Annotated in this window: 22 protein-coding genes; all 22 read right to left on the bottom strand. The window is 75.8% G+C overall.

Annotated features, from left to right (window positions below; all coding sequences use genetic code 11):
• Positions 1-121 precede the first annotated feature (121 nt).
• On the bottom strand, positions 122-2,812 hold the full coding sequence (gene ppdK, locus Q5761_RS11135; protein WP_318750641.1) for a pyruvate, phosphate dikinase: 2,691 nt from the start codon (positions 2,810-2,812) through the stop codon (positions 122-124).
• Entirely contained in the window at positions 2,793-3,623 is an 831-nt protein-coding gene (locus Q5761_RS11140) for a pyruvate, water dikinase regulatory protein (RefSeq protein ID WP_135224422.1), read from the bottom strand. The genes ppdK and Q5761_RS11140 overlap by 20 nt, the downstream gene beginning before the upstream one ends.
• A 328-nt stretch (positions 3,624-3,951) precedes the next feature.
• Positions 3,952-6,294 carry a glycine--tRNA ligase subunit beta gene (gene glyS / locus Q5761_RS11145; protein WP_318750642.1) on the bottom strand — a complete coding sequence of 781 codons (2,343 nt, stop codon included), beginning with the start codon at positions 6,292-6,294 and terminating at the stop codon, positions 3,952-3,954.
• Positions 6,295-6,610: 316 nt separating this feature from the next.
• On the bottom strand, positions 6,611-7,540 hold the full coding sequence (gene glyQ / locus Q5761_RS11150; RefSeq protein WP_318750643.1) for a glycine--tRNA ligase subunit alpha: 930 nt from the start codon (positions 7,538-7,540) through the stop codon (positions 6,611-6,613).
• A gap of 522 nt (positions 7,541-8,062) precedes the next feature.
• The gene (locus tag Q5761_RS11155) at positions 8,063-8,581 is read right to left on the bottom strand and encodes a DUF4342 domain-containing protein (RefSeq protein ID WP_243123650.1); all 519 of its coding nucleotides are present in this window, start codon (positions 8,579-8,581) and stop codon (positions 8,063-8,065) included.
• 142 nt (positions 8,582-8,723) lie between these two features.
• Positions 8,724-9,563: a DNA repair protein RecO gene (gene recO, locus Q5761_RS11160; RefSeq protein ID WP_318750644.1), complete on the bottom strand. Its 840-nt coding sequence runs from the start codon at positions 9,561-9,563 to the stop codon at positions 8,724-8,726.
• Between the two features lie 46 nt (positions 9,564-9,609).
• Positions 9,610-11,091 (bottom strand): magnesium transporter, encoded by a 1,482-nt coding sequence (gene mgtE / locus Q5761_RS11165; RefSeq protein ID WP_243123652.1) that lies wholly within the window; start codon positions 11,089-11,091, stop codon positions 9,610-9,612.
• 91 nt (positions 11,092-11,182) lie between these two features.
• Entirely contained in the window at positions 11,183-12,175 is a 993-nt protein-coding gene (gene era / locus Q5761_RS11170) for a GTPase Era (RefSeq protein WP_318750645.1), read from the bottom strand.
• A 110-nt stretch (positions 12,176-12,285) separates the two neighbouring features.
• Positions 12,286-13,275 carry a DUF3048 domain-containing protein gene (locus Q5761_RS11175; protein WP_305791209.1) on the bottom strand — a complete coding sequence of 330 codons (990 nt, stop codon included), beginning with the start codon at positions 13,273-13,275 and terminating at the stop codon, positions 12,286-12,288.
• 314 nt (positions 13,276-13,589) lie between these two features.
• The gene (locus tag Q5761_RS11180; RefSeq protein ID WP_318750646.1) at positions 13,590-14,228 is read right to left on the bottom strand and encodes a diacylglycerol kinase family protein; all 639 of its coding nucleotides are present in this window, start codon (positions 14,226-14,228) and stop codon (positions 13,590-13,592) included.
• Positions 14,225-14,740 carry an rRNA maturation RNase YbeY gene (gene ybeY, locus Q5761_RS11185; RefSeq protein WP_318750647.1) on the bottom strand — a complete coding sequence of 172 codons (516 nt, stop codon included), beginning with the start codon at positions 14,738-14,740 and terminating at the stop codon, positions 14,225-14,227. The genes Q5761_RS11180 and ybeY overlap by 4 nt, the downstream gene beginning before the upstream one ends.
• Positions 14,734-17,310, bottom strand: a complete 2,577-nt coding sequence (locus Q5761_RS11190; RefSeq protein ID WP_318750648.1) for an HDIG domain-containing metalloprotein — start codon at positions 17,308-17,310, stop codon at positions 14,734-14,736. Before Q5761_RS11190 ends, ybeY begins: the two co-directional genes overlap by 7 nt.
• Positions 17,311-17,454: 144 nt before the next feature.
• Positions 17,455-18,621 carry a PhoH family protein gene (locus tag Q5761_RS11195; protein WP_243123656.1) on the bottom strand — a complete coding sequence of 389 codons (1,167 nt, stop codon included), beginning with the start codon at positions 18,619-18,621 and terminating at the stop codon, positions 17,455-17,457.
• 37 nt (positions 18,622-18,658) lie between these two features.
• Positions 18,659-19,972 carry a sporulation protein YqfD gene (yqfD, locus tag Q5761_RS11200; protein WP_135224433.1) on the bottom strand — a complete coding sequence of 438 codons (1,314 nt, stop codon included), beginning with the start codon at positions 19,970-19,972 and terminating at the stop codon, positions 18,659-18,661.
• Positions 19,969-20,301 carry a YabP/YqfC family sporulation protein gene (locus Q5761_RS11205; protein ID WP_135224434.1) on the bottom strand — a complete coding sequence of 111 codons (333 nt, stop codon included), beginning with the start codon at positions 20,299-20,301 and terminating at the stop codon, positions 19,969-19,971. Before Q5761_RS11205 ends, yqfD begins: the two co-directional genes overlap by 4 nt.
• An 87-nt stretch (positions 20,302-20,388) precedes the next feature.
• Positions 20,389-21,330: a hypothetical protein gene (locus Q5761_RS11210; RefSeq protein ID WP_318750649.1), complete on the bottom strand. Its 942-nt coding sequence runs from the start codon at positions 21,328-21,330 to the stop codon at positions 20,389-20,391.
• Between the two features lie 39 nt (positions 21,331-21,369).
• Positions 21,370-22,383, bottom strand: a complete 1,014-nt coding sequence (gene floA / locus Q5761_RS11215) for a flotillin-like protein FloA (protein ID WP_135224436.1) — start codon at positions 22,381-22,383, stop codon at positions 21,370-21,372.
• Between the two features lie 144 nt (positions 22,384-22,527).
• On the bottom strand, positions 22,528-23,970 hold the full coding sequence (locus tag Q5761_RS11220; protein WP_318750650.1) for an NfeD family protein: 1,443 nt from the start codon (positions 23,968-23,970) through the stop codon (positions 22,528-22,530).
• A gap of 32 nt (positions 23,971-24,002) precedes the next feature.
• On the bottom strand, positions 24,003-24,479 hold the full coding sequence (locus Q5761_RS11225) for a GatB/YqeY domain-containing protein (RefSeq protein ID WP_135224437.1): 477 nt from the start codon (positions 24,477-24,479) through the stop codon (positions 24,003-24,005).
• A 38-nt stretch (positions 24,480-24,517) separates the two neighbouring features.
• The gene (gene rpsU, locus Q5761_RS11230) at positions 24,518-24,697 is read right to left on the bottom strand and encodes a 30S ribosomal protein S21 (RefSeq protein WP_135224438.1); all 180 of its coding nucleotides are present in this window, start codon (positions 24,695-24,697) and stop codon (positions 24,518-24,520) included.
• Between the two features lie 59 nt (positions 24,698-24,756).
• Positions 24,757-25,101, bottom strand: coding sequence for a histidine triad nucleotide-binding protein (locus tag Q5761_RS11235; protein WP_135224439.1), 345 nt, complete (start codon positions 25,099-25,101; stop codon positions 24,757-24,759).
• 183 nt (positions 25,102-25,284) lie between these two features.
• Positions 25,285-26,478, bottom strand: a complete 1,194-nt coding sequence (locus Q5761_RS11240; protein WP_318750651.1) for a D-alanine--D-alanine ligase family protein — start codon at positions 26,476-26,478, stop codon at positions 25,285-25,287.
• Between the last annotated feature and the right edge of the window lie 303 nt (positions 26,479-26,781).

Here is a 26,781-nt window from a genome sequence, read left to right on the forward strand (position 1 = left end):
CATCTCCCCACCCCCGTCCGCCACCGTACCACGGTGGCGCGTCGGCGCCAACCCCGGTGTCGACCGAGCGCCCAAGGGCAGCGAAAGATCCCTTCCTCGGCGCGACGGGTCTTCCGGCCGCTCAGCGGCCGCGTTCCTCCACCGCCGCCCGTCCTGCCGCCAGCCGGGCGATGAGCACGCGGAAGGGCGAGCAGCTGACGTAGTCGAGCCCCGCCCGGTGGCAGAAGGCGATGGAGGCCGGGTCACCGCCGTGCTCGCCGCAGATCCCCACCTTCAGATCGGGTCGCGTTCGCCGGCCCTCGGCCACGGCCAGCTCGATGAGCCGGCCCACGCCGGCCGCATCCAGCGAGACGAAGGGGTTCTCGGGCAGGATCTTCTCCGCCAGGTAGTGGTGGAGGAACTTGCCCTCGGCGTCGTCGCGGCTGAACCCGAAGGTGGTCTGGGTGAGGTCGTTGGTGCCGAAGGAGAAGAACTCCGCCACCTGGGCGATCTCGCCCGCCGTCAGGGCGGCCCGCGGCACCTCGATCATGGTGCCGATGCGGACCTCGAGGTCCAGGCCCGTCTCGGCCTCCACCTCCCGGCGCACCGCCTCGATCCGCTCCCGCAGGAAGGCCAGCTCCCGCACGTGGGCCACCAGCGGGATCATGATCTCCGGCCGCGCGTCCACGCCGCGGCGGCGCAGGTTGGCCGTCGCGCGGAAGATGGCCCGCGCCTGCATCGCGTACACCTCGGGGAAGGTGATGCCCAGGCGGCAGCCGCGATGGCCCAACATCGGATTGGCCTCGCGCAGCGCCCGCACCTTGCGCAGGAGCTCGCGACGCTCTGCGAGCCGGGCCGGATCGCCGCCCTCGAGCTCCAGGCGCGTCACCTCCACCACCAGCTCCTCCAGGGAGGGCAGGAACTCGTGGAGCGGCGGGTCCAAGAGCCGGATGGTCACCGGGAGCCCGGCCATGGCCTCGAGGATGCCCTCGAAGTCCCGCTGCTGCATCACCGCCAGCTCGGCCAGGGCGGCCTCCCGCTCCTCCCGGGTCTCCGCCAGGATCATGCGCTGGACGGCGGGCAGGCGTTCGGGTCCCATGAACATGTGCTCGGTGCGGCAGAGGCCGATGCCCTCGGCGCCGAACTCCCGGGCCCGGCGGGCGTCGTCCGGCGTGTCGGCGTTGGCCAGCACCCGGAGGCGCCGCGCCTGGTCCGCCCACTCCAGCAGCTGCCGGAACTCGGGCGACAGCTCCGGCTCCACCAGGGGCACCTCGCCGGCGAAGACCCGGCCCGTGGCCCCGTCGATGGTGATCACGTCGCCCTTGCGGAAGACCCGGCCGGCGACCTGGAACTCCTCGCGCTCGAGGTCGATGCGCAGCGCCTCGCAGCCGCAGACGGCGGGCTTGCCCATGCCGCGGGCCACCACGGCGGCGTGGCTGGTCATGCCGCCGCGGCTGGTCAGGACGCCCTGGGCGGCGACGATGCCGTGGATGTCGTCGGGCGTCGTCTCGGGACGGACCAGGATCACGGCCTGGCCCTCCCGCCCCAGCCGCTCCGCCTCGTCGGGATCGAAGACCACCGCCCCCACCGCGGCCCCCGGCGACGCCGGCAGCCCCTGGGCCAGCGGCTCCACGTCGGCCGCCGGGTCCACCTGCTTGTGCAGCAGGCGCGCCACCTGGTCCGGGTCGACCCGCAAGAGCGCCGTCTCCCGGTCGATCAGGCCCTCCCGCACCATGTCGCAGGCGATGCGCACCGCCGCCGCCGCCGTCCGCTTGCCGCTGCGGGTCTGCAGGAGGAAGAGCCGGCCGCGGTCGACGGTGAACTCGATGTCCTGCATGTCGCGGTACTGGCGCTCCAGCCGCTGGGCCACCTGCTCCAGCTGGCGGTAGAGCTCGGGCTGCTCCTCCTTGAGCCGGGCGATGGGCTCCGGCGTCCGGATGCCGGCCACCACGTCCTCGCCCTGGGCGTTGGGCAGGTACTCGCCGTAGAGCTCGCGGGCGCCCGTGGAGGGGTTGCGGGTGAACATCACGCCGGTGCCCGAGTCCGGCCCCGTGTTGCCGAAGACCATGGCCTGGACGTTGACGCCGGTGCCCAGGTCGTCGGGGATCTTGTGGATGCGGCGGTAGACCTTGGCCCGCTCGTTGTTCCAGGAGTCGAACACCGCCCGGATGGCCAGCTCCAGCTGCTCCCGCGGGTCCTGGGGGAAGTCGCGGCCGGCCTCCTCCCGGACGATGCCCTTGAAGGTCTCCACCAGGCGCTCCAGCTCCTCCGCCGGCAGCTCGTGGTCGAATCGGACCCCCCGCCGCTGGCGGGCCGCCTCCAGGGCGTGCTCGAAGCGCCCGGCGGGCACCCGCAGGACCACGTCGCCGAACATCTGGATCAGCCGCCGGTAGCAGTCGAAGGCGAAGCGGGCGTCCCCCGTCTCCCGCGCCAGTCCCCGAACCGCCTCGTCGTTCAGGCCCAGGTTGAGGATGGTGTCCATCATCCCCGGCATGGAGACGGGGGCCCCCGAACGGACCGAGACCAACAGGGGCCGCCCGGGGTCGCCGAAGCGGCGCCCGATCTCCCGCTCCAGCCGCTCGAGCTGCTGCTCCACCTGCTCCATCAGCCCGGCCGGGAACCGGCCGCCGGCGGCCAGGTAGGCCTTGCAGGCCTCGGTGGTGATGGTGAAGCCCGGCGGGACGGGCAGGCCGATGCGGGTCATCTCCGCCAGGTTGGCCCCCTTGCCGCCCAGCAGGTTGCGGTCCGCGCCCGATCCCTCGTCGAAGAAGTAGACCCACCGCCGCGGCGCCGCCTGGGGACGGGCCGCGCTCTCAGCGATCCCCGTGCTCACGGCGCTCCCCCCTCGCCAGGATCTCCAGCACCTGGTTGGCCGTCTCCTCCACGGCCTTGTTGGTCACGTCGATGACGGGGCAGCCCAGCTCCCGGAAGATCCGCTGGGCGTAGGCCAGCTCCTCCTGGATGCGTTGCATGCTGCCGTAGCTGGCGTCTTCGTCGAGGCCGATGGCCTTGAGCCGCTCGCGGCGGATGCGCTGCAGGGCCTCCGGCCGGATGATCAGGCCGACCAACCGGTTCCGCGGCACCTTGTACAGTTCGGGGGGCGGCTCCACCTCCGGGATCAGCGGCACGTTGGCCACCTTGTACATGCGGTGGGCCAGGTACATGCTGACGGGCGTCTTGGAGGTCCGGGAGACGCCCAGGAGGACGATGTCCGCCTGCAGCAGGCCGCGGGGGTCCTTGCCGTCGTCGTACTTGACCGCGAACTCGACGGCCTCGACCCGCCGGAAGTACTCCTCGTCCAGGCGGTGGCGCAGGCCGGGCTGCAGCCGCGGCGGGCGCTCCGCCACCCGCATCCACGCGGCCATCATCGGCCCCATGATGTCGACCACGGGGATCCCCGCCGCCTGGGCCTTCTCGTTCAGGGCCCGGCGCAGGTCCTCCAGGATCAGGGTGTGGACGATCAGGCTGCGGGGCTCCTCGCGCGCCCGCCGGACGATGGTCTCGATGGTCTCCATCCGGTCGACGTAGGGAAACCGGTGGAAGGTGGCGCGGTGGCCGTTGAACTGGCTGGCCGCCGCCCGCGCCACCAGCTCGGCGGTCTCGCCCAGGGAGTCGGAGACGATGAACACGACCGGCTCTCCCACCGGCTTCCCTCCCTCCCCACCGGGGCGGACCGCCCGGCTCGGCGATCCAGGCGGCCGTGCCCCCGGGTGGGTGCCGGTGCTGCTCGGCCGGATCCAACCGCGCTCCGGCCGGGTGCAACCGCTCTAAGGATTGGACACCCCCGGTGGAATCCCTGTCCCTGGCCGGCTCCGGGGGCCGTCCGGGGGCCGGCCCGCGGCCGCAGCCGGGCCCTCCAGGCGGTGCGGGACGGGGGCCGGCGACGGCCGACGTCAGCCGGCGCCCGGTCCCCACCGCCGGGCGGCGGCGCGGGCGGCGGCGCGGGCGGCGGTCGGCCCGGCCGGTGGTCCCTCACGGGTTGGCGGCCAGCTCGCCCAGGGCCGCAACCTGCGTCGCCAGGTCGGCCACGCCCTTGAGGAGGGCCAGGCGGTTGGCCCGCAGGGCCGGGTCCTCCGCCATGACCAGCACCCGGTCGAGGAAGGCGTCCACGGCGGGCCGCAGCCCGGCGATGGCCCGGAAGTAGGCGCCATAATCCCGGACCGCAAGGGCCTCCTGCACCGCCCCGGCGGCCGCTTCGACGGCGGCGTGCAGCGCCTGCTCCTCGGGCTCCCGGAACAGGGCCGGGTCGACGGCGTCCGCCTCCGCCCGCCCGGCCAGGTTGGCCGCCCGCCGGTGTACGGTCAGCACGTCGGCGGCCAGGGGCGACGCCAGGAGCTCCGTCACCGCCCGGGCCCGCGCCCAGACGCCGGCCACGTCGGTGCGGTCCACCGCCAGCACCGCTTGGATCACGTCATGGGCATAGCCCGCCTCGGCGAGCAAGACCCGCAGCCGCGCCGCCAGGAAGTCCAGCAACCGGTCCCGGACCGCCGCCGGGTCGAACCGGACCTCCACCGTGGGCGGCGCCACGGGCGGCCGGTAACCGGCCAGGGCCTCGTCCAGCACGGCGTCCAGCGCCGGCATGGCGGCCCCCGGCGGCAAGACGAGCCCTCGCCCCACCCCCATGGCAGCGGTGCGGTCCGGGCCACCGCGACCGGTCCCTGGGACACCGCGAGACGCCACCGGTTCGTCGCGCGACGGGGCGTGCCGCACCGGATCCGACCCGGGCACGGGGTCGCCGGCCGGCGCCTGCCCGCCCGCCGGGTCCACGGCCTGCATGCCGGCGTGCTGCCGGGCGCCCGCGCCCCGGGCGGCGTCTCCGGCCAGCAGCCGGAGCAGGCCGACGGCCGCCCGGCGCAGGCCGTAGGGGTCCTGGGAGCCCGTGGGCTCGAGGCCCGCGGCGAAGCAGCCGGCCAGGGTGTCCGCCCGGTCGGCGGTGGCCAGCAACAGGCCCGGCCAGGTGGACGGCAGCTCGTCGTCGTCCCCGCCCCGCGGCAGGTACTGCTCGGCCAGGGCCTCGGCCACCGCCGGCGGCTCGCCGTCGCGGAGCGCGTACTCCCGGCCCATCCGGCCCGCCAGCTCGGGGAACTCGTAGACCATGGCGGTGACCAGGTCGGCCTTGGCCAGCCGGGCCGCCCGGACGGCGTGCTCGCGCTCCGCCGCCGGCAGGCCGAGCCGCTCCGCCAGCCAGGCGACCAGCCGCTCAAGGCGCCGCGTCTTGTCGAGCAGGGTGCCGAGGTCGGGCAGGAAGGAGACCCGCTCCAGGTCGGGCACCCGATCCGCCAGGCGCCGCCGCAGGTCCTGCTGGAAGAAGAACCGGGCGTCAGCCAGGCGGGCGCCGATCACCCGCTCGTTGCCCCGCCGGACGGTGTCCAGGTGCCGCTCGTCCCCGTTGCGGACGGCGACGAAGTGGGGCAGCAGCCGGCTCTCGCCAGGCCGGCGCACGGGGAAGTAGCGCTGGTGGACCTTCATGGTGGTCACCAGCACGTCCCGCGGCAGCTCCAGCATCCCCTCGGCGAAGGATCCGACGAAGGCCGTCGGGTACTCCACCAGGTCGACCACCTCGGCCAGGAGCTCCGGGTCGACCTCCACCTCGCCGCCCACGGCCGCGGCCGCCGCCCGGGCCTGCTCGACGATGCGCTCCCGACGCTCCTCCGGGTCGACCACCACGTAGGCGTCGGCCAGGCGGCGCCGGTACTCCTCCTCCGAGGCCGAGGCCAGCTCCACCGGCCCGGGGTGGAGGAAGCGGTGCCCGTAGCTCACCCGGCCCGCCTGCACCCCGGCGAAGGCGAAGGGCAGGACCTCCTCGCCCAGCAGGGCCACGAGCCAGTGGACCGGCCGGACGAACCGGTGCTCCCCCGCCCCCCAGCGCATGGTGCGGCGGAACTCCAGGCCGCCGAGGATGCCGGGCAGCGTCTCCGCCAGCACCGCCGCCGCGGGCCGCCCCTCCTCCACCTTGCGCGCGAACACGTACTCGCCCTGCGGCGTCTCCCGGACGACCAGGTCGTCGACCGCCACGCCCTGGGCCCGGGCGAAGCCCAGGGCGGCGCGGGTGGGCTGCCCATCGGGTCCGTAGGCGACGGCCCGGGCCGGGCCCCGGACCCACGACTCCCGCGACGCCTGGCGCGCGGCCAGCCCCTTGACCACCAGGGTCAGCCGGCGCGGCGTGCCCAGCGCCCGCACCAGCTCGTAGGGCAGGCCGGCCTCCGCCAGCACGGTGCCCGCCCGCTCCGCCAGCTGGCGGCGGGCCTCGGCGCAGTCGGCCGCCGGGATCTCCTCGCAACCGACCTCCACCAGCAGATCCAGCCGCTCCTCCATGGCTTCCGCTCCTTCCCGGGATGGGGCGAGACCCGCGGCCCGCCCCGGCGCCGTCGGGCCGGGGCCGCCCGGCCCCGGGACCCCATCCCCTCCGATCCCGTCCCTCCCGTCCCGATCCCGTCGGGGCGCGGAGGCGCCCATCGGGAAGCCCATCGGGAGGGCCGTCGGCCGCATCCCGCCCGGTGGCCCGGGGCCCGCCCGCGGCGGCAGGGGGCCTCCCGGGCCCCGGGCCCGCTCGGCCGGGCCCACCGTGGGTGGGCCGCCCGGCCGGCGTCCCACCCCGGCCGCGGGGTGGGACGCCGGCCGGCCGCGCGGGCTAGCCCTCGGCGACCCGCACGGCCGGTTCGTCCGACCGGCACGAACCGGCCGCCCAGGCGCCCACCTCGAGCAGCGGGTAGCCGAGCCGCTTCCGCTGGGCCAGGTAGACCTCCGCCGCCTTGCGGGCGAGCCCCCGCACCCGGCCCAGCAGCGCCGTGCGCTCGTTGGCGCTGACGGCGTTGCGAGCCTCCAGCACGTTGAACAGATGGGAGCACTTGAGCACGTAGTCGTAGCCGGGCAGGACCAGGCCCCGCTCCAGGGCCCGGGCCGCCTCGCGGGCCGCGTCGTCGAACCAGCGGCGCAGCATGTCCACGTCGGCGTGCTCGAAGCTGTAGGCGGAGTGCTCGTACTCCGCCATGCGGAACATCTCGCCGTACGTGACGCCGTCGACCCAACGGATGTCGAAGACGGTGTCCACGCCCTGCAGGTAGGTGGCGATGCGCTCCAGGCCGTAGGTCAGCTCGACCGAGACCGGCTTGCACTCGAAGCCCGCCACCTGCTGGAAGTAGGTGAACTGGGTGATCTCCATCCCGTCCAGCCACACCTCCCAGCCCAGGCCCCAGGCGCCGCCGCTGGGCCACTCCCAGTTGTCCTCGACGAAGCGGATGTCGTGCTCCTCGGGCCGGATGCCCAGCGCCTCCAGGCTGCCCAGGTAGAGCTCCTGCACGTCGGGCGGCGACGGCTTGAGGATCACCTGGTACTGCCAGTGCTGGTAGAGCCGGTTGGGGTTCTCGCCGTAGCGGCCGTCGGCCGGCCGGCGGGACGGCTCCACGTACGCCACCCGCCACGGCTCGGGGCCGAGGGCGCGAAAGAAGGTCAGGGGGTTCATGGTGCCGGCGCCCGTCTCCACGTCGTAGGGCATGGCCAGCACGCAGCCCTGCTCGGCCCAGTAGCGGTTGAGCCGGAGGATCATCGCTTGGAAGTCCACGGGCTCGTCCCTCCTCGTGACGGACCGCCTGCGCGGGCCACAACGGCACGGGCCGCCCGTCCCCTCAGGGACGGGCGGCCCGTGCCGCCCGCGGTTCCACCCTGCTTGGTCCCCCGCCGGGGTGGCGGGAGGACCCACCTCGTCCACGTGGGCTTTACTCGGTCGGACCGGCCACCGCCCGGCGGCCCCATGGCCCGCCTCCGCCCCCCGGTGGGGGACGCTCGGGGCTGTCGCAGCCGGCCCGCCTTTCCTCCCACCGGCTCCGGGGCGCCTTCGCCCGGCTCCCGGGCCGGCCTCCCACCGCCGCCGGCTCGCTGATCCGGGTGCACCGGGGTACTCCTCCCCATCCTCGCCGCCTTCGGGCGGCGGGCCGGGCGCGCCCGGCCCGCCGCTGCCGTTGTCAAGGTCACCCTGGGCCGTCGTGCGCCGACGCGTGCCGTGCGCCGGCGCGCCGCCTCGTCCGCCGACCCGTCGCCGCCCGCGCCCGCCTGCGGCCGCCGTCGCCGACCGGTGGGGCGCGGCCTACCCGAGGGCGCCCTCGTCGTCGCCACCGCGCCCGGGCTCCGCCCCCGAGCCCCCGGCCGCGCCGCCCGACGGCGGTTGGCCGGCGCCGCCGGCGGCGGCGCCGGTGCCCTGACCCGGCCCCTGCCCGTCGCTGTCGCTGCGGCGTTCGACCACGATGGTCGCCCGCGTGACCAGGGCCGCGATGACGCCGACCACGGCGAGCATCGGCGCCAGCAGGGCGCCGAGCGCCCCCACGGTGACCGGCAGCTCCACCAGGGTCTGGCCGTCCTGGTTGCGGATCACGATGCGCCGCACGTTGCCCTCGTTGATCAGCTGCCGCACCCGGTCGACCAGCTCGGCCCCCTGCACCTGGATGCGCTCCTGCCAGGTGTTGCGACGGGCCTCGTCCTCGAGCCGGATCAGCGCCTGGACCACGTCGCCGCCGCACGCATCCAGGATCTCCTTGGCGCGCCGGTAGCTGACCCCCGCCCGTTCCCGCAGGATGTCGATCTTCTCCAGCTCCGTCACCCGCTTCACCCCCTCCGGCCCGGCCGCCGGATCCGGCACGGGGTCGCCGACGCCCGCCCATGGGAGCCACGGCGCCGGCGTCCCGTCCCGCTGGACGCCGCCGCGGGCGCCCCACCCGCTCCGGGCCCGTCCCCCGCCTTGGGCGAGCGAGCTAGCGCGGCGCCCCCGACGACCACCGTGCTTCCTCCAGTATGGCCAGAAAGCCGTGGGACCGAAAGGGCCGACCGAGGTGGTAGACCAGGTGGGTCTGCACCACCTCCGCCGCCCGGGCCAGGACCGCGTCGCCCGGCCGCAGGCGGGCGGCCAGGGTCGGCGTCAGGCGGCGCACCCGCCGCAGCACCTGCCAGGTGGCCGGGTCCAGGGGGAGGGCCGCCGGGCGCTCCGGGGCGCATCGCTCACAGAGGACGCCCCCCGCCTCGGCGCTGTAGGCCGCCGGGCGGCCCGCGCCGGGGAGCGGCCGCGGGTCGCCCGCCGCCGCGGTCGGGGCCGCTTCCGCCGCCAGCGGTCGCCCGCAGCCCTGGCAGGCGTCCAGCTGCATGCCCAACCCGGCCAGGTCCAGGAGCCTGAGCTCGGCGTGGCGCAGCCACAGGGCGTGGACACGGCCGTCGGCGGGCGCCGCGTCCAGCCGGCGCAGGACCGCCAGCACCACCGGGAAGACGCCGGGGCTGGCGGCCCCCTCCTGGGTGAAGGCCTCGGCCAGCTCGGCCACGTAGGCCGCGGCGGCCAGGGCCTCGAGGCTCGCCCGCAGCCCGGTCAGCGCCTCCAGCACCTGGACCTGGCTGACGCCGTCCAGCGAGCGCCCCTTCCAGAGGAGGAACCGGCTGTGGGTGTAGGGCTGGACCCCGGCGGCCAGGGAGCTCTTGGGACGCCGCACCCCCTTGGCCAGGACGGTGCGGCGCACCCCCTCCCGGTCCAGCAGCGTGACCAGGCGATCCCGCTCCCCGTATTCCCGGGTTCGCAGCACGACGCCCTCGACGGTGTACAGCGGCACGGGCCGACCTCCCGGTCACCCCTCGGTCTTGCCGCCCGGCGCCGGTTCACCCCGCCGCCCGGAACAGCAGCCACGTCGCGGTCAGAAAGTACACCAGCGTCCCCACCACGTCCAGGGTGGTGGTGACGAAGGGTCCCGACGCCACCGCCGGGTCCACCCGGAGCCAGTGGAGGGCCAGGGGCACCAGCACGCCGATGGCCGCCGCCACCAGCGTGTTGACGCCCATGGCCACCCCCACCGTCACGGCCACCGGCCCGTCGCCCAGCACGGCGTAGACCAGCACGGCGCTGGTGGCCGCCAGGGCCACGGCCAGCAGCAGCCCCACCTGCAGCTCCCGCAGCAGCACCCGCGGCGCCTGCCCGCGGGCGATCTCCCCGGTGGCCAGGCCCCGCACCGCCGTGGCCAGCGACTGGGTGCCCACGTTGCCGGCGGTCGCCGCCAGCAGGGGGATGAAGTAGGCCAGCTGCGCCACCCGCTCCAGCGTCCCCTCGAAGCCCTGGATCACCTTGGCCACCACCAGCTCGCCCAGGAGCAGGCCCACCAGCCAGGGCAGCCGCAGCCGGGCCCGCAGCCAGGGGCTCCCCGCCGCCGCGACGCCGTGGGGGGTGGCCGTCAAGCGGTAGATGTCCTCGCTGGCCTCCTCCTCCAGGACGTCCACCACGTCGTCGACGGTGACGATGCCGAGGATGCGGCCCGCGCCGTCGACCACGGGCACCGCCAGCAGGTCGTACTTGGCCACCACCCGGGCCACCTCTTCCTGGTCCATGTCGGGCGGCACCGTCACCACCCGGGTGCGCATGATCTGGCGGATCGGCGTCTCGGGCGGCGCCACGATGAGCTCCCGCAGGGAGAGGACCCCCTGCAGCCGCTCCTCGCGGTCCACCACGTAGACGTAGTAGATGGTCTCGGCGTCGGGAGCCAGCCGGCGGAGGGCGTCGATGGCCTCGGCGGCCGTCAGGTCGTCCTGCAGGGCGACGAACTCGGTGGTCATGAGGCCGCCGGCGGTGTCGTCCAGGTACGCAAGCAGCGACCGCACGTCGGCGGCCTCGTCCTCCTGCAGCAGGCCCAGCAGGTCCACGGCCCGTTGCGGCGGCAGCTCGCCCAGCAGGTCGGCCACCTCGTCGCTGGACATCTCCTCCAGCACGGCGCCCGCCCGGCGGCGACCGAGGACGGCCAGGACCTCGGACTGGACGGCCGCGGGTAGCTCCTCCACCACCTGGGCCGCCTGCTCGGGCGGAAGCCACGCGAGCAGGCGGGAGCGAGCCTCGGCTGGCATCTTCAGGACGAACTCGGCCAGGTCGGCGGGATGGACCTCGGCGGCCAGGCGCACCGCGGCCTCGGCTTCCCCGGCCGCCACCGCCCGCGCTAGCTGCTCCTCCCATCCCTTGGCCGCTGCCGCGCCGTGGGCGGGCGCGGCCTCGGAGCCGGAGCCGGCCGGGGCCGGTTCGTCCCCCCGGGCCCCACCGGCCCCCGGGCCGACGGGCCCCGGGGACCCGCCGGTGCGCTCCCTCTCCATCCCGCCGGCCATGGTCCCACCCCCTCGGCCCGGGTGGCCCCCGGACCCGCTCCGGGGCCCGGGGCCGCGGCACCGCGAGGCCCTGCCCGCGGCGACGGCCCCGTCAGTCCCGGCAGCCGAAGTTGCTCAGCGCGCCCTGCTTGTTGCGCCAGTCCGGCTTGACCTTGACCCACAGGTCGAGGTAGATCTTCGAGCCCAGCAGCGCCTCCATCTCCATCCGCGCCCGCCGCCCGATCTCCTTGAGCATGCGGCCCCGCTCCCCGATCAGGATGCGCTTCTGCCCCTCCCGCTCGACGTAGATCGTCGCCGGGACGTAGACCACGCCGTTGGGGCGGCGCTCGACCCGCTCGATCTGCACCGCCACCGCGTGGGGCACCTCCTCCCGGGTCAGGTGGAGGATCTGCTCCCGGATCAGCTCCGCCATGATCTGGGCCTCGGGCTGGTCGGTGATCATGTCCTCCGGGAAGAACCGCGGCCCCTCGGGCAGCAGCCCCTCGATGGCCGCCACCAGCTCCGGGACGCCGACGCCCTGGAGGGCGGAGATGCAGTGGACGGCGACGAAGGCGCCCAGCTGGCGGAAGCGCTCCGCGATGGCCGACACCTCGCCCGGGGCCACCTGGTCGATCTTGTTGACCACCAGGATCTTGGGCGTCGCCACCTCCGCCAGCTGCTCGGCGATGTAGCGGTCGCCGGGGCCGGGCTCCCGGTCCGACGCCTCCACCAGCCAGCAGATCACCTCCACCTCCTGGAGGGTGCGGCGGGCGATGCGCACCATGTGCTGGCCCAGCAGGTGCTGGGGCTTGTGGATGCCCGGCGTGTCGACGAAGATCAGCTGGGCGCCGGGCCGGTTCAGCACCCCGAGGATGCGGGTGCGGGTGGTCTGCGGCTTGTCGGACATGATGGCGATCTTGCGCCCGATCAGCTGGTTGAGCAGCGTCGACTTGCCGACGTTGGGCCGGCCGATCAGGGCGACGAACCCCGAGCGGAAGGGCGTCTCGCCCTCCCCGCCCCCCGCCGCGGCGCCGGCGGCCCGTCCGCCGGCCTCCGCCCCGGATCGTGCCGGCTCGCCGCCGGGATGCGGCCCGGTCCCCGTCATCGCACCGCTCCTCCCCTCCTCCGCGCCTTCGGCGCACCCGCAGGCCGCGGCCCCGGCCGCGCCCGCGGTCCGGAGGCCTGCCGTCCCCCGGCCGGCCGGCGGCGCCCCCGTCACCGCCCCCCGGTCCCCTCGAGACCCTCCGCCCCCTCCGCCGGTTCCTCCCCCGAGCCCTGGGACGACGGCGGGCCCGACGCCTCGATGCGGGCCGACGCCGGCACCAGGTGCACCCAGGTTGGGCCCGACGCCAGGCGGACCGGCCGGCCGTCGGCCTCCAGCCACCGGGTCGGCGCCGTCGGGCTCGCCTTCTGCCAGCGGCCCTCCCGCAGCCGGCCGCCGCTGGCGATGAGCAGGCGGCCCTCCCCCGCGAGCTCGACCTCCAGGCGTCCCTCGGCGTCGCCGGCGATGGTCCGGGCGGGCACCAGCTGGATCAGCAGGTTGGCCGGCGTCAGGGGGTCGCCGGTCTCCTCGGCCACGTGGGGGCCGAAGGCGGTCTCCCGCAGGTAACCGGCGCCCGTCCAACGATAGCGAACCCAGCCCCGGCGCCACCCGGGCCAGTGGATCACCAAGCGGTCCACCCGTTCGCCCGTCGGCTCCTCGCCCGCGCTGCGGAATGCGAAGGGGGACGGACGGGGCGGCGCGGTGAGCGCCCAGCCCCGCTCCTCCGCCGCCGTCAGGGCGACGGGCAGCGACGCATAAAGATTATGGGGCATCTTCCGCCGCGCGTCGCGGGTGAAGACCCGGCGCCCCCCGCCCCGGGGATCGGCCCGGACCCCGTCCAGGTCGTCGAGGCCGGTGCGGACGATGCGGGCGTAGTGCTGGGGACTGCCGCCGGCGTGCACGTAGATCGCGTCCCACTCCAGGGCGAGGTCGAGGAAGTAGTGGCGCGAGCTGCGCACGGGGCCGACCCGCTCGGGGCGCTGGGTGACGAACAGCGCCAGCAGCCGGGTGATGCCGCCCTCGGCGGGCACCTCGTAGACCAGGTCGGCGGCGGTCAGCCCCGCCTGGGGCCGCGCGTCGGGATGGTTGTCGATGCTGACCAGCACGGGACGCTGTCGGAGCAGGTCGGGGCGGGACATCGGCAGGCCAGTCAGCGGATTCACCGGCGGCGGGGCGGGCGCCGGCGGTTCCGCCGGGGGCGCGCCGCTCCCGGGCGTTGGGGCCGGGGCCGTCGCGGGGCGGAAGGGGCCGCAGGCCCCCAGTAGCGCCGACGCGGCCAGCAGCGCGGCGACGACCAGGCGCCGGGCGCTGCGGGGGCGGGACGTCGGGTCCGCGACGGATGGGGTGAGGGCCGCAGGCCGCGGGGACCGGCCGGCGCCCGGGCCGGAGCTCGGGGCGGGACCGGGCCGCCGGGCGGGGCCGGGGCCAGCGCCCCGCGTCACCGCTGGGGGTGGGGAGGTCGCCGGGGTCGGGGTCGTCAACCTTCTCCCTCCTCGTTGCGGGGCCGGGGACCGCGGCCGCCGGCCGGTTCGTCCCCGCTGGCGGGTCCCTGGCGGGCGGCCTGGCGCACCGCGCGCGAACTCATGACGAGGTACAGGGCCACCAGCAGGGGCCCGAGCCGCCACGGCTGGTCCCGGGCGTGGACCAGGAGGAGGCCCGGTAGCCGGCGCAGCTCCGCGCCGAGCACCACCAGACCGGTGACGGTGGCCAGCAGCGCCGCCACCAGGACGGCGCCGGCCGCCACGTCCTTGACCCGGCCGGCCAAGGGGCGGAACCCCTCGGTCGCCAGGTCGACCGCCCCCTCGATGGCCGTGTTGATCCACTCCAGCAGCACCACCAGGCCCGCGGCCAGCAGCAGCAACGCCCACTCCTCCGGCGTGGCGCCCAGCCACCAGGCGGCCGTGAAGAGCAGCGTGGCGGCGGCGAGGTGCAGGCGCATGTTGGCCTCGGTGCGCCAGATCCAGAGGAAGCCCGCCCAGGCGCAGCGGAACGACTCGGCCAGGCTGCCCGCGCGGCCGGGTCCGGGGCGGGAGGGCGGGCGGGAGCCGGTGCGGCCGGCACCGGGGCGCGCCGCCTCGCCCGTGCCGCCGGCGGATCCGTGGCCCCGGCGCCTCATGGCCGGCTCAGGCCGCACGCGGCCAGGGCCGCCTCCGCCTTCCGGTGCATCAGCCGCTCGCCCTCCGCGTCAGGATGGTCGTAGCCCAGGAGGTGCAGGACGCCGTGGGCCAGCAGGTAGCCCACCTCCCGGTCCAGCGAGTGGCCGTACGCCTGGGCCTGGATCGCCGCCCGCTCCAGGGAGATCACCACGTCGCCCAGGGGCACGGGCTCGGGCTCGGGGGCCGGTTCGTCCCCGGCACCGGCGCCCCCGGACCCGCGGGCGCCGGCCTTGAGCCGTTGGATCTCCGCGGGTTCGAACTGGGGAAAGGAGAGGACGTCCGTCGGCGCATCCTTGCCGCGGTAGCGCCGGTTGAGCTGGCGGATGGCCGCGTCGTCGACGAAGGTCAGGCCGACCTCCACGGGGAGCGCGAGGCCCTCCGCCTCGAGGAGGCGCCGCACCAGCCCGGGCAGGAGCGTCTGCCAGTGGCCGGGCACCGCCAGGCGCTCCTGCCGGTTCCCGATGCTCAGCACGGGCCCCGGCCCTCGCCGTTCCCGGCTCCCTGCCATGGGCGTCCGTCGCCTCCTTCCCCGGGGGCGGATGCGGCACCGGGATCGTCGTCCCCCGCGCCGCCCGCCCGGATGGCCGGCGGCGCCTCCGCCGCCCCAGCCGCCGTTCCCGCGCCGCCGCGTCCGTCGACCGGGCCCCTGCCGGGGCCTTCAGCGGCCGGGCCGGCGCGGGCCGGCCGGCCCGGCCGGGCACCGCGCTCCCCCTGGCCGTCCTTCGGGCCGGCGTCCTTGCCGGCGCCGGCCCCGCCGCCCTCCCTGGCGGCCCCCTCCTTGCCCGCGCCCTCCTTGGCGGCGGCCTCCTTGCGGCGGGACCGCTCCATCTCCTTGAGCACCGCCTCGGGGTACTCGATGCGGTGGTGGAACACGCCGGTCAGCACCCGCACGAAGGTGTCGGCGATGCGGTCCAGGTCGCGCAGCGTCAGATCGGCGCGGTCGAGCTGGCCGTCGTTGAGGCGGTCCTTGATGATCTTGCGCACCACCTGCTCGATGCGGCCGGGGGTGAGGTGCCCCAGCGAGCGGATCGTCGCCTCGACGGCGTCGGCCAGCATGACCACGGCGGTCTCCCGGGTGGTGGGCGGCGGCCCGTCGTAGCGGAAGTTGCCCTCCAGGACCTCGGGCTCGCCCCGTTCCTGGGCCCGGCGCAGGAAGTACTCGACCCGCGTCGTGCCGTGGTGCTCGCGGATGAAGCGGATGATCTCCTCCGGCAGGCCGTGCTGGCGCGCTAGCTCGATGCCGTCCTTGACGTGGGCGGTGATGATCAACGCGCTGAGGTTCGGGGAGAGCTTGTCGTGGGGGTTCTCGCCGCCGAACTGGTTCTCGATGAAGAAGTAGGGCCGCTTCACCTTGCCGACGTCGTGGTAGTAGGCGCCCACCCGGGCCAGCAGCGAGTTGCCGCCCACCTCTTCGACGGCGGCCTCGGCCAGGTTGGCCACCATCAGGCTGTGGTGGTAGGTGCCCGGCGCCTCCACCAGCAGCCGGCGCAGCAGGGGCTGGTTGGGGTTGGCCAGCTCGATCAGGCGCACCGGCGTCACCAGGCCGAAGAAGCTCTCCAGGAAGGGCAGCAGGCCCAGGGTGAGGACGGCCGCCAGCAGCCCGCCGAAGGCGGCCCAGCCCACCTGCTTCCACACCGCGAGGTCGACCAGGGGCGGGCTGCCGAACATCAGGGCCAGGGCCAGGGTCGCCAGGGCGTTGACCGCGGCGGTGATGGCTCCGGCCCGGATGAAGTCGGAGCGATGGCCGAGACGCGAGACGGTGAAGGCGGCCGCCGCGCTGCCGAACCAGGCGACGGTGCCGAAGCGCAACCCGTCTCCCGCCATCGCCCCCACCGCCACGGCCAGCAGCATCGCCGCCACCAGTGCCGTACGCGGGTTGAGCAGCACGGCCAGCAGCATCGGCCCGGTGGCGACGGGCATCAGGTAGGGTGACACCGGCTGCAGCAGCCGGGCGAAGACCAGCGTGATCAGCGGCACCAGGCCGAAGAGGACGAAGCGGGGCTCGTCCTCGTAGACGCGGCGGTCGAAGGTGGCCAGGTAGAAGCCGCCCGCCGCCATCCCGAGCAGGACCAGCAGCGCCGTCCCGGCCCAGATCCCGGCCAGGCTCCACGGGCTCTCCTGCAGGAGGCCGGCGTCCCGCAGGCGGACCATGTCCTCCTCCGTGATCTTCTCGCCCGCCTCGACGATGACCTCGCCGGGCACGATGATCACCGGGTCCACCTGCTCCATCGCCCGGCGGCGGGCCTCCTCGGTGCCCTCGCGGTCGAAGATCAGGTTCGGGCGCAGGGCCCGGCCCCCCACCAGCCGCAGGAAGTCCCGCAGCGGCCGGGGGTAGTCCAGGCCGTCGATCTCCTCCCCCAGCCGCAGCCGCGTGGCCGCCAGCTGGTCCTCCTTGATGCCCTGCTCCAGCAGGCGTTCCAGCAGGCCCAGCAGGTCCCGCCGCATAGCGGCCAGGGTGGCGTCGTCCACCGTGAGGACGGCGTCGGCCACCTCGGCGGGCAGGGCGAAGCCCAGCCTGCGCTCCAGCTCGCGACGGTCGCCCGCCGCCGGGGGCGGCAGGGACGCGCCGTCGGCACCCCCGCCTGCGCCGGCGCCCTGCCCCACGGCGGCGTCCGACCCGGCGGATCGCGCCGCGCCCGCGGTGCCCCCCTCGGCGCCGGCGTCCTGCCCCTCGCGGGCGCGCCGCGCCATGGCCTGGCGGACCTCCGCCACCGCGGCGAAGGCCGCCTCGACCTGGGTGCGCACCTGCCGGACGGCGCCGTCGTCCTCCTGGTACTGGTCGGGCACGGCCTGCGCGGCCTCCTGGCGCAGGCGTTCCGTGGTGGGCCGATCCACCAGCTGCTTGGGCGCCACCAGGTCGCGGGGTGCGGCCTGGCCGGGTCGCACGCGGACCTGGGAGGGGGCCACCGCCGTGGCCAGCAGCAGGGTGAAGCACAGGAAGAACAGGCCGCCCCACATCAGGCGCCGCACTTGGGGCTCACGCCACTGTCCCCCCAGGTGACGGTCGAGCCAGTGGCCCAGGCCGGCAAATCCTCCACCCATCGCGTCCACTCCCGGTGCGGGTCGGCGTTGCGGCGGGCGGGGCCGCGCCGACCCCGCCGCGGGGGCGATGCCCCGTTCCCCCCCTCGGCCCCGGCGGAGTTCCCGCGGGCCCGGGCCACGGTCACCGGCCCGCGGGCACCGCCGCTACCGCCGCCGGCTGTTGCCCCGGATCGATCCCAGGCCCCGCCTCGGTCGCCGCTCCGCGCCGCTGCCGGGCCGGGCCGGCTCGCCCCCGTGGGCATCCCCCGCCCGGTCGGCCCCGGGCTCGGCCGCCACCTCTCCGTCGCCACGGGCGACGGCGTCCCCCTGCTCCTGCCGCTCGTAGGCCTCGTACGCCCGGATGATCCGCTGGACCAGCGGGTGTCTCACCACATCCTGTTCCGTCAGGTAGATGAACTCGATGCCCTCGATCCCGCGCAAGACGTGCTGCACGTGGGTCAGCCCCGAGTGCCGACCGCGGGGGAGGTCGACTTGGGTGACGTCACCCGTCACCACCGCCTTCGACCCGAACCCGAGCCGGGTCAGGAACATCTTCATCTGCTCCGGCGTGGTGTTCTGCGCCTCGTCCAGGATGATGAAGGAGTCGTCCAGCGTGCGGCCGCGCATGTACGCCAGCGGCGCCACCTCGATCAGGCCCCGGTTCATGTACTTCTGGAAGGTCTCCACCCCCAGCATGTCCCACAGCGCGTCGTAGAGGGGCCGCAGGTAGGGGTCGACCTTCTCCTGCAGGTCGCCGGGCAAGAAGCCCAGCTTCTCGCCGGCCTCCACCGCTGGGCGGGTGAGGATGATGCGGGCGACCTGGTGGGCCTTGAGGCTGGCGATGGCCACCGCCATGGCCAGGTAGGTCTTGCCGGTGCCGGCCGGCCCGATGCCGAACACGATGCCGTTCTTGCGGATCGCCTCCACGTAGCGGCGCTGCCCCAGGGTCTTGGGCCGGATCGGCTTGCCCCGCGCCGTGGTCACGATGACGTCGTCGGCCACCTCGGCGATGCGCTCGGCCCGGCCCTCCCGGGTCAGCTGGATCGCGTAGCGGACGTCCTCCGGCCCCAGCGCCACCCCGCGCCGCACCTGTTCCAGCAGGCCCTGGAACAGCGTGGCGACCTGGCGCACCTCGTCCGGCTCGCCGCGGACGCGGATGTGGTCGCCCCGCGACACGATCTGGACCGGGAAGCTGTCCTGGATCAGGCGCAGGTGCTGGTCGCCGCGCCCGAACAGCTGAAGCGCCTCGTCGTGATCCGCCAGGTCGATGACCGCCACATAGCCCTCGCCGGCCGGCGGCGCCGTGCCGTTGGGCTGCCGCGCTTCGGGCAAGGACCCCATCGCCCTCCTTTGCGTCCCCGGTGACCGCTCACCGGACCGTGAACGGGCGCTGCACGCCGATGTCCTCGATGGCTTCCACTGTGGTGCGGACGCCGACGAACCCGGCGCCCCGCTGGACCACTTCGCTGCCCACCGCCACCACCCGGCCGCCTGGCGGGAGGGCGGCGGCCACCTGGGCCACCGCCTGCCGTTCGACGCTGCGGACCGCCTGCTCTGCGGTCACCGTCCGCCGCGCCAGCACGACCTCGTGGCGGACTTCCCTCACCAGTTCGACGGGGGGCGGACCATCCCTCCACCCCGGCAAGGCCAGCAGGGGACGCCGTTCCACCTCGTAACGGCCCGGCTGCCCCCGCTGCCAGTATACCGGCACGCGCCAGGGCCCGATACGCAGGACCACCTGCTGCCACGCCCGGCCCGTGCGCACCGGCTGCGTCCGTTCCAGGGGTACCTCCCGGTATTGGCTGTACCAGGTGCGCGCCCACACGCGACCCAGCGCGGCCACGGGCTTGCCCGCGGGTGGCGGCGTCCCCGGGGACCGCCCATCCCGCGGCGGCGGTGGCGCCGCGTACTCCCCGCGGATCAGGATCTGCCCGGCCTTCACCACCTGCCCCGGCTGCACCAGCGGCTCCCCGCGCAGCGCCAAGACCTGGACGATCACGCCCGGCCGCCGGGCCACCACGTGGGCCGGCCGGTGGGCGGGCACCGCGGGTGCGGGCTCCTTCTCCACCACGTCCAGCACGACCTTGACGCCGTAGTGGGTGATGCCCACCCACGCGATGCCGGGGACCTCCAGGGGCAGCCGCTGGGCCAGGCGGCGCAGGTCGACGGCGGCCTTCGGCACGCCGGGCCGCAGGCCGACCCGCGCCAGTTCCTGGCGCACGGCGGCCTCGGACAGGTGCTCCAGCCCGCGGATCTCGATGAACCAGATGCGCCCGGACAGGACGTAGACCAGCAGGGCGGTCGCCAGGGTGCCCGCCAGCAGGACCCGTCGGCGCGCCATTCGGCGCCACAGGAAGGGCCACCCCGCCCGGCGACGGAAGCGCACCCGGCACCGGGTCTGGCGCGCCACGGCGCGCAGGGTCCCGATCTGATCCAGGGCGATCCAGGCGCGGAGGCCGCCATCCGGCTCGCGGCGGACCCGCCACAGCACCGCTCCGGCGGCGGCCAGCCGGTTGACCAGGGCCTCCGGCCCCGTCTCCGGGAGGGGCGACGCCACCGCCGGCTCCCGGCCGCCGCGGCCCCGTCGCACCCCCTGTGGGGGCGCGACGGGGCGACGCCGGGGCGACGGCGCCACGGCGATCTCCACCGCCCCGGCCAGCAGGCGCCATAGCCCCCGGTTCAAGGTCCCTCACCCGCCGGCCCGGGCAGGAAGCGGACCTGGTCGATGCGCCCCTGGACCCGCAGTTCCTCCCGGTCGATGCGCCCGATGGCCAGGCGGTCCCCCGTGACCTCCAGCCGGCCGCCGGGCACCGCCACCAGCAGGTGGGCGGCGTCGAAGCGCAGCACGCCCCGATGGTTCTCCACCACCACTTCCAGCGGGCCCAGCAGGGTGATGCGAGGCAGGTTGCGCACCGCATCCCGCGGCAGTTCCAGGGCCTCGGCCAGGGCGTCCTCCACGCCGCCCAGCCAGCGACGCCAACCCTCGCCGCCCCTGCGCCCATCCCGCGCCAAGGCGCCGCCTCCTTTGCGTGCACAAGCCTCCGCTGAAGGTTACGGCGGCGCACGGGGCGATATGATGGCGGCGCCGCGGCCGCGCGGTCAGCGACGCCGCAAAAGATCCGGCCCGGGATGCCAGGGGCGCAGGGCACGGGGTGGGGACAGGACCTCGAGCCACAGCCAGCCGGCCACCAGGGCCGCCCGGCGCTGGTCGGGAGCGGTCCGCGCCGCCACGGGCAGGAGGACGCGGCTCGCCGCCGCAGCGGCGCCGGGGAAGGCGTCCTCAACTGCGGGGGAGGGGACGGCGGCCGTCTCCCCGGCGGGGGAGCCGGCGGCGGGACCGCCATCCGGCGTCGACGCCGCGCCCGCCGCCGGCGCCCGGTGCGGCGGCCGCGGCCGCTGCCGTCCCCGGGGTCCTGCGGTTTCATCGGGCCCGGGTTGCCCCTCGACGCCCGGCGTGCCCTCCTCGCCCGGCGCGCCCTCGGCGGGGGCGAAGGGCTGTCGCCGGGACCTCGGCATGGGTGCCTCCGGCCCGCCCCCCGGGGCCGTCGGGGGACGCCGGCCGCGGCCATCGGCCTCCCCTTCCATCCCGTCCCCCAGGAGCTCCTCGAGCTGGCGCATCAGCTCGCCCCAGAGGTCGCCCCACGGACCGGCGGTGGGCTCGGGCGCGGGGCGCGGCGGCCGCCCCGGCCGGGCGGGCGGCCGCTCCCGCGGGGCAGCGGGGGGCGCCGTGGCGTCCGGCACCCGTCCGCCGTCGGCCCCGGGACCGGCCCCCTCGGCCGGATGCCGCCCCACCGTCGCGCTCCTGGGGCTGCCGGCGGGCGCAGGGCGCCGGGTCGGCGTCTCGTGGGGCAAGGTGGGCGGCAGCGGCGGCCGGGCGGGCGCGGTGCGCGGGGGACCGTCCCCCTGCCGTGCCGGCGGCCGCCCCCGCCCCGGGCGGTTGCGGTAGAAGTCGGCCAATCCGCGCAGGATGCTGGCCAGGACGCCCAACAGGAGGACGAGCTCCACCCCCGCGTCGGCCAGCCACTGGAACCAGCCCGGCATCGTCAACCCTCCTGGGCGATCCCCGCTCCCTGCGCGGGCTCAGCTCCCCCGCTCGGTGGGCTGCCCGGACGGGGGCTCCTCGCGTCCCCCACCCCCGGCCAGGGACGCCCGCATCTCCGTGTCCGCCTGCAGGTTGCGCAGGGCGTAGTAGTCGAAAACGCCGAGCCGGCCCTGGCGGAAGGCCTCGGCGATGGCCAGGGGGATCTGGGCCTCGGCCTCCACCACCTTGGCGCGCATCTCCTGGACCCGCGCCCGCATCTCGTGCTCCGCCGCCACCGCCATGGCCCGCCGCTCCTCCGCCTTGGCCTGGGCGATGTTCTTGTCGGCCTCCGCCCGGTCCATCTGCAGCTGGGCGCCGATGTTGCGGCCGACGTCCACGTCCGCGATGTCGATGGAGAGGATCTCGAAGGCGGTGCCGGCGTCCAGGCCCTTGTTGAGCACGACCCGCGAGATGGAGTCGGGGTTCTCCAGCACCGCCTTGTGGTCTTCGGCGGAGCCGACGGTGGTGACGATGCCCTCGCCCACCCGGGCGATGATGGTCTCCTCGCCGGCGCCGCCCACCAGCCGGTCGATGTTGGCCCGGACCGTCACCCGGGCCTTGACCCGCAGCTCGATGCCGTCCTTGGCCACCGCCGCCACCACCGGCGTCTCCACCACCCGCGGGTTGACGCTGACCTGCACCGCCTGCAGCACGTCGCGCCCGGCCAGGTCGATGGCCGCCGCCCGCTCGAAGGTCAGCGGGATCTCCGCCCGCTGGGCCGCGATCAGGGCGTCCACCACGCGGTCCACGTTGCCGCCGGCCAGGTAGTGCGCCTCCAGCTTGTCCAGGCTGACGTCGATGCCCGCCTTGTCCGCCTTGATGAGCGGGTTGATGATCCGGTGCGGGGGCACGCGGCGCAGGCGCATGCCGATCAGGGTGATGATGGGCACCCGCACCCCCGCCGCCAGGGCCGAGATCCAGAGGCCCACGGGGATGAAGCTGAACACCACCGCCAGGGCCACCAGGATCAGGCCGATGGCCACCAGCAGGATCGGCCACGAGAGGTCGGCCAACGTCCACCCCTCCCTTATCCCGGACGGGGGTGGGAGAGGCGGACACGGACCGCCGCCGCCCCCACCCGCGCCATTCGCTGCCGCCACCCATCCCGGGACGGTCGCCACCGGCCCGCGGGCCCGCACCCCGCGGGGCGGACGGGCCTACGCTCGTTCGCCGGTCCGGGGCCCGGGCCCCTCGCCTCCGTCCGCACCGGGGCGGTCCATCCCGTCGCCGGCCACCGCTCGCACCACCACGCGGCGTCCCTCCACGCGGATGACCTCCACGGCGGTGCCCGCGGGCAGGTACTCCCCCTCGGTCACCACGTCCACGCGGCGCCCGCCCACGGCCGCCGTCCCCGCCGGCCGCAGGGGCGTGAGCGCCCGGCCCCGCTGCCCGACCAGGGTCGGATCGGCCGCCGTCGACCGGACGCCCTCGGCCTCGCCTAGGCGGGTGGGCAGCGCCAGCCGCCGCCACAGGCCGCGGCGGCCCGCCACCCCTCCCAGGGCCACGACCACCGCCAGCGTGACCACGATCCCGGCCAACAGGGCCTCGAGCCCCCGCCTGACGTCACCGGTGACCAGCACGATGGCGGCGCCCATGGCCAGCAGGCCGGCCATCCCGAAGATGCCGAAGCCGGGCATGACCAGCTCCACCGCCATCAGGACCACGCCGACCAGGAAGAGCAGCGCCGCCTTCCAGCCGGCCACGCCCGCCAGCAGGTGGCCGCCGAAGAACAGGGCGAGGCTCGCGAGCCCCACGATGCCGGGGAAGCCGAAGCCGGGGACGTAGAACTCGGCCACCAGCCCGGCCATGCCGATGGAGAGCAGGATGGGCGCCACCACGGGGTCGGTGACGAAGCGGGCCAGGCGCTCGCCGGCCGTCGGGGCCAGTTCGTCCACCGGCAATCCCGCCCACCCGGCGCGGGCCAGGGCCTCCTGGCGGCTGTCGGCCAGGCCCTCGATGAAGCCGATGGCGTGGGCCCGCTCGCCGGTGAGGGTGAGGATGTGCCCCCTCTCCACCAGCTGGGGGATCGCCACGTCCTTGTCGACCATGGCCGCGGCCACCTGGGGGTCACGGCCGCGGCTCCGGGCGGCGGCCTCGAACTCGGCGCGGACGAAGGAGATGGTCTTCTCGTCGGCCGGACGCGGCTCCGCCGCGCCCAGGGTGGCGTCGGGTGCCATGTAGAGCGCAGGGGCGGCGATGGCGATCAGGGCTCCCGCGGAGATGGCCCGGTCGGGCACCCAGGCGGCCAGCGGCACCCCGGCGTCGACGGCCGCGTCGATGGCGCCGCGGATCTCCGTGGCGCCGTCCACCCGGCCGCCGAAGGTGCTGATCTCCAGCAGCACCGCGGCCCGCTCCCGCTGGGCCTGGGCAAGGCCCCGCATCACGAAGCGGGCCAGGCCCGGTTCGATGTTGCCGCGCACGGGGATCACCAGCACCCGCTGGGGCGGCGTGCCGCTGGCGGAGGAGGCGGCGGCCGGCGGCGAGGGCCCGCGACCCGGCGCCGACGCACCAACGGCGACGGCCAGGGCGAGGGCGAGGGCCGCCATCCCCCGGACCAGCGCCCCTAGGCCGCCCATCGCACACCGGAACCGCCGATCCACCCCGGCCCATCCTCCCCCGGGCGGTGCTGGTCTCAGCGCGGCGAGCCCTGTTGCGCCTGGCGGGCGAGCAGGTCGCGGACGATCCGGCTGGCCTCGCTGCCCTCGGCCCGGCCCCGGATGCGCGGCATCAGCCGGCCCATGACCTTGCCCATGTCCTGGGGCCCCCGGGCCCCCACCTCCGCGATGACCTCCTCGGCCAACCGCGTGAGCTCCGCCTCGCTCAAGGGCTCGGGCAGGTAGGACGCCAGGACCTCGATCTCCGCCTCCATCTGCTGGACCAGGTCCTCCCGCCCGGCCCGGCGGTACTCCTCCAGCGCCTCCTGGCGCTGGCGCCGCTCCCGCGCCAGCACCTGCACGACCTCGTCGTCGCTCAGCGGGTGGCCCCGCTCGATCTCCTCGTTCTTGATGGCGGCGCGGACCATGCGAATGACGGAGAGGCGGGTCCTTCCCGCCTCCCGCGCCTTCAGCGCCTCCTTCATGTCCTGCTCCAGCCGTTCCTTGAGGGACATGGTGCGACCCTCCCCGTCCGCCGCCCGGACGACCGCGGCTAGCGGCCCCGGCGGCGGCGCCGCGCGGCGTCGCTCTTCCTCTTGCGGCGGACGCTGGGCTTGTCGTAGTGCGCGCGGCGCCGTACCTCGCTGAGGATGCCGGCCTTGCGCATGGCCTGCCGGAACCGGCGCAGCGCCTCGTCGAGGGACTCGTTCTCCCGGCGCCTGACCTCGGCCACCCCGGATCCCTCCTTCCCGACCACGGACCCTCGGCCACCGGGGTGGCCGCAGGCTGCCATCAGCCGGGCGGCCACTGCAGGGCCCGGCCGCCCAGCACGTGGTAGTGCACGTGGAAGACCGTCTGCAGCGCGTCCCGCCCGGTGTTGACCACCACGCGGTAGCCGCTGTCGGCCACGCCCACGCGGCGGGCCACCTCGGGGATCACCCGCTGCAGGTGTCCCAGCACCGGGACGTCCTCCTCCCGGGCCTCGTTGAGGGAGGCGATGTGCCGCTTGGGGATCACCAGGACGTGCTGCGGCGCCTGGGGATTGATGTCGCGGAAGGCCAGCACGTGTTCGTCCTCGTAGACCTTGTCGGCGGGCAGCTCGCCCGCGACGATCCGGCAGAACAGGCAGTCCGCCACGGCTGCCACCCCCGGCGTGGGACGTCGAAGCGCGCGGACGCGGTCGTCCCTGGTTTCGCCACCGGCACGGCCCGGTCCTGCCCCGCCCGACGCCACCCACCGTCGGCGACGGGGCGGATCGGCCCCGCCCCTCCTTCGCCCGCGGCGAGCCTCCGGGGCCCTCGCCGGAGGCACCCCGCGGGCCTATCCCTGCCCGTCGGTGCCCGTCCCTGCGCCGTCGCCGCCCCCCTGGGCGTCGCCACCGCCCCCGTCCCCATAGGTTGTCCGCAGGCGGGCCCGTTCACCATGGCGTTCCAGGGCCAGCTCGATCAACCGGGTGATCAGGTCGCGATAGGGCAGGCCCGCCGCCTCCCAGAGCCGGGGATACATGCTGTAGGCGGTGAAGCCGGGGATGGTGTTGATCTCGTTGACCAGCAGCCGCCCGGTGGCCCGCTCGAGGAAGAAGTCGACCCGCGCCATGCCGGCGGCGTCGACCGCCTGGAACGCCGCGATGGCGAGGCGCTGCATCGCCTCGACGACCCGCGGCGGCACGGGCGCGGGCACGATCAACTCGGCGCCACCCTCGGTGTACTTGGCCTCGTAGGTGTAGAACTCCGCCCGCGGCCGGATCTCGCCGGGCAGCGAGGCCATGGGCTCGTCGTTGCCCAGGACGCTGATCTCCAGCTCCCGGGCGTCCACGCCGCGCTCCACCACGGCCTTGCGGTCATAGGCCAGGGCCTCCTCCAGGCCGTCGGCCAGCTGCCGACGGTCCCGGCACTTGCGGATCGCCACGCTGGACCCGAGGTTGGCGGGCTTGGTGAAGCACGGGTAGCCGAGGGTGCCCTCGATCCCCTCGATCACGGCCGCCGGCTCCCGGCGCCAGCGGGTCGCCGTCACCACCACGAAGGGCACCACCGGCAACCCGCGGGCGCGGAAGAGCTCCTTCATCACCGCCTTGTCCATCCCCACCGCCGAGGCCATGACCCCCGCGCCCACGTAGGGGACGTCCAGGAGCTCCAGCAAGCCCTGGACCGTACCGTCCTCGCCGTAGGTGCCGTGCAGCACGGGGAAGACCACGTCCAGCGGCTCCAGCCACCGGCCCGCGCCGCCGGCCGCCAGCACCAGCAGTCGACGCCCGCCGGGGCCGGGCACCACCGCCAGGGGCTCGCCGTCGGCCGGTTCGACGCCGCGGCCCGCCCCGAGCAGCGCCTCGGCGTCGTGGGGCAGGATCCACTGCCCGGATCGGGTGATGCCGATGGGCACCGGTTCGAACCGCTGGCGGTCGATGGCCCGGAACACCGACCGCGCCGACATCAGCGAGACCTCGTGCTCGCCCGAGCGGCCGCCGAAGAGGATCCCCACCCGCAACCGCCGCCCGCCCGCCGCGTGCTGCACCACGTCTCTCCCGCCTTTCCCTGCGCCTCGGGGCCCTTCGCCGGAGGCGGCGCCGCCGGCGGCACCCGCTTCCGCCGGGGACCGCCGACCCCCTCCGCCGCGCCGGCGCCGGCCGCGGCGGGCGGCGCACCACCCCCATGGCTACCTATGCAGGAGGCGCTAGCCGCTGCCATCGGCAGCAGGACCCCGGCCGCGCCCCTCCCCGTCGGGGGACCCCGGCCCGGACACCCGGGCTCCCGCGGACCAGCCCCCGGCCCCCCGCGCGACGCACACCCTCGGCACCCTCGGCGCCCCGCCGGGCCGGGG

The organism is Thermaerobacter composti (genome assembly GCF_033582035.1).
GTDB lineage: Bacteria > Bacillota > Sulfobacillia > Thermaerobacterales > Thermaerobacteraceae > Thermaerobacter > Thermaerobacter composti.

Coding starts and splice junctions, on each gene's coding strand:
- glyS (WP_318750642.1), bottom strand. CDS start 6,294: ATGGAGGAGCGGCTGGATCTGCTGGTGGAGGTCGGTTGCGAGGAGATC.
- Q5761_RS11225 (WP_135224437.1), bottom strand. CDS start 24,479: ATGTCCCTCAAGGAACGGCTGGAGCAGGACATGAAGGAGGCGCTGAAG.
- Q5761_RS11190 (WP_318750648.1), bottom strand. CDS start 17,310: ATGGGTGGAGGATTTGCCGGCCTGGGCCACTGGCTCGACCGTCACCTG.
- Q5761_RS11210 (WP_318750649.1), bottom strand. CDS start 21,330: ATGCCGGGCTGGTTCCAGTGGCTGGCCGACGCGGGGGTGGAGCTCGTC.
- era (WP_318750645.1), bottom strand. CDS start 12,175: ATGACGGGGACCGGGCCGCATCCCGGCGGCGAGCCGGCACGATCCGGG.
- Q5761_RS11180 (WP_318750646.1), bottom strand. CDS start 14,228: ATGAGGCGCCGGGGCCACGGATCCGCCGGCGGCACGGGCGAGGCGGCG.
- mgtE (WP_243123652.1), bottom strand. CDS start 11,091: ATGGCCGGCGGGATGGAGAGGGAGCGCACCGGCGGGTCCCCGGGGCCC.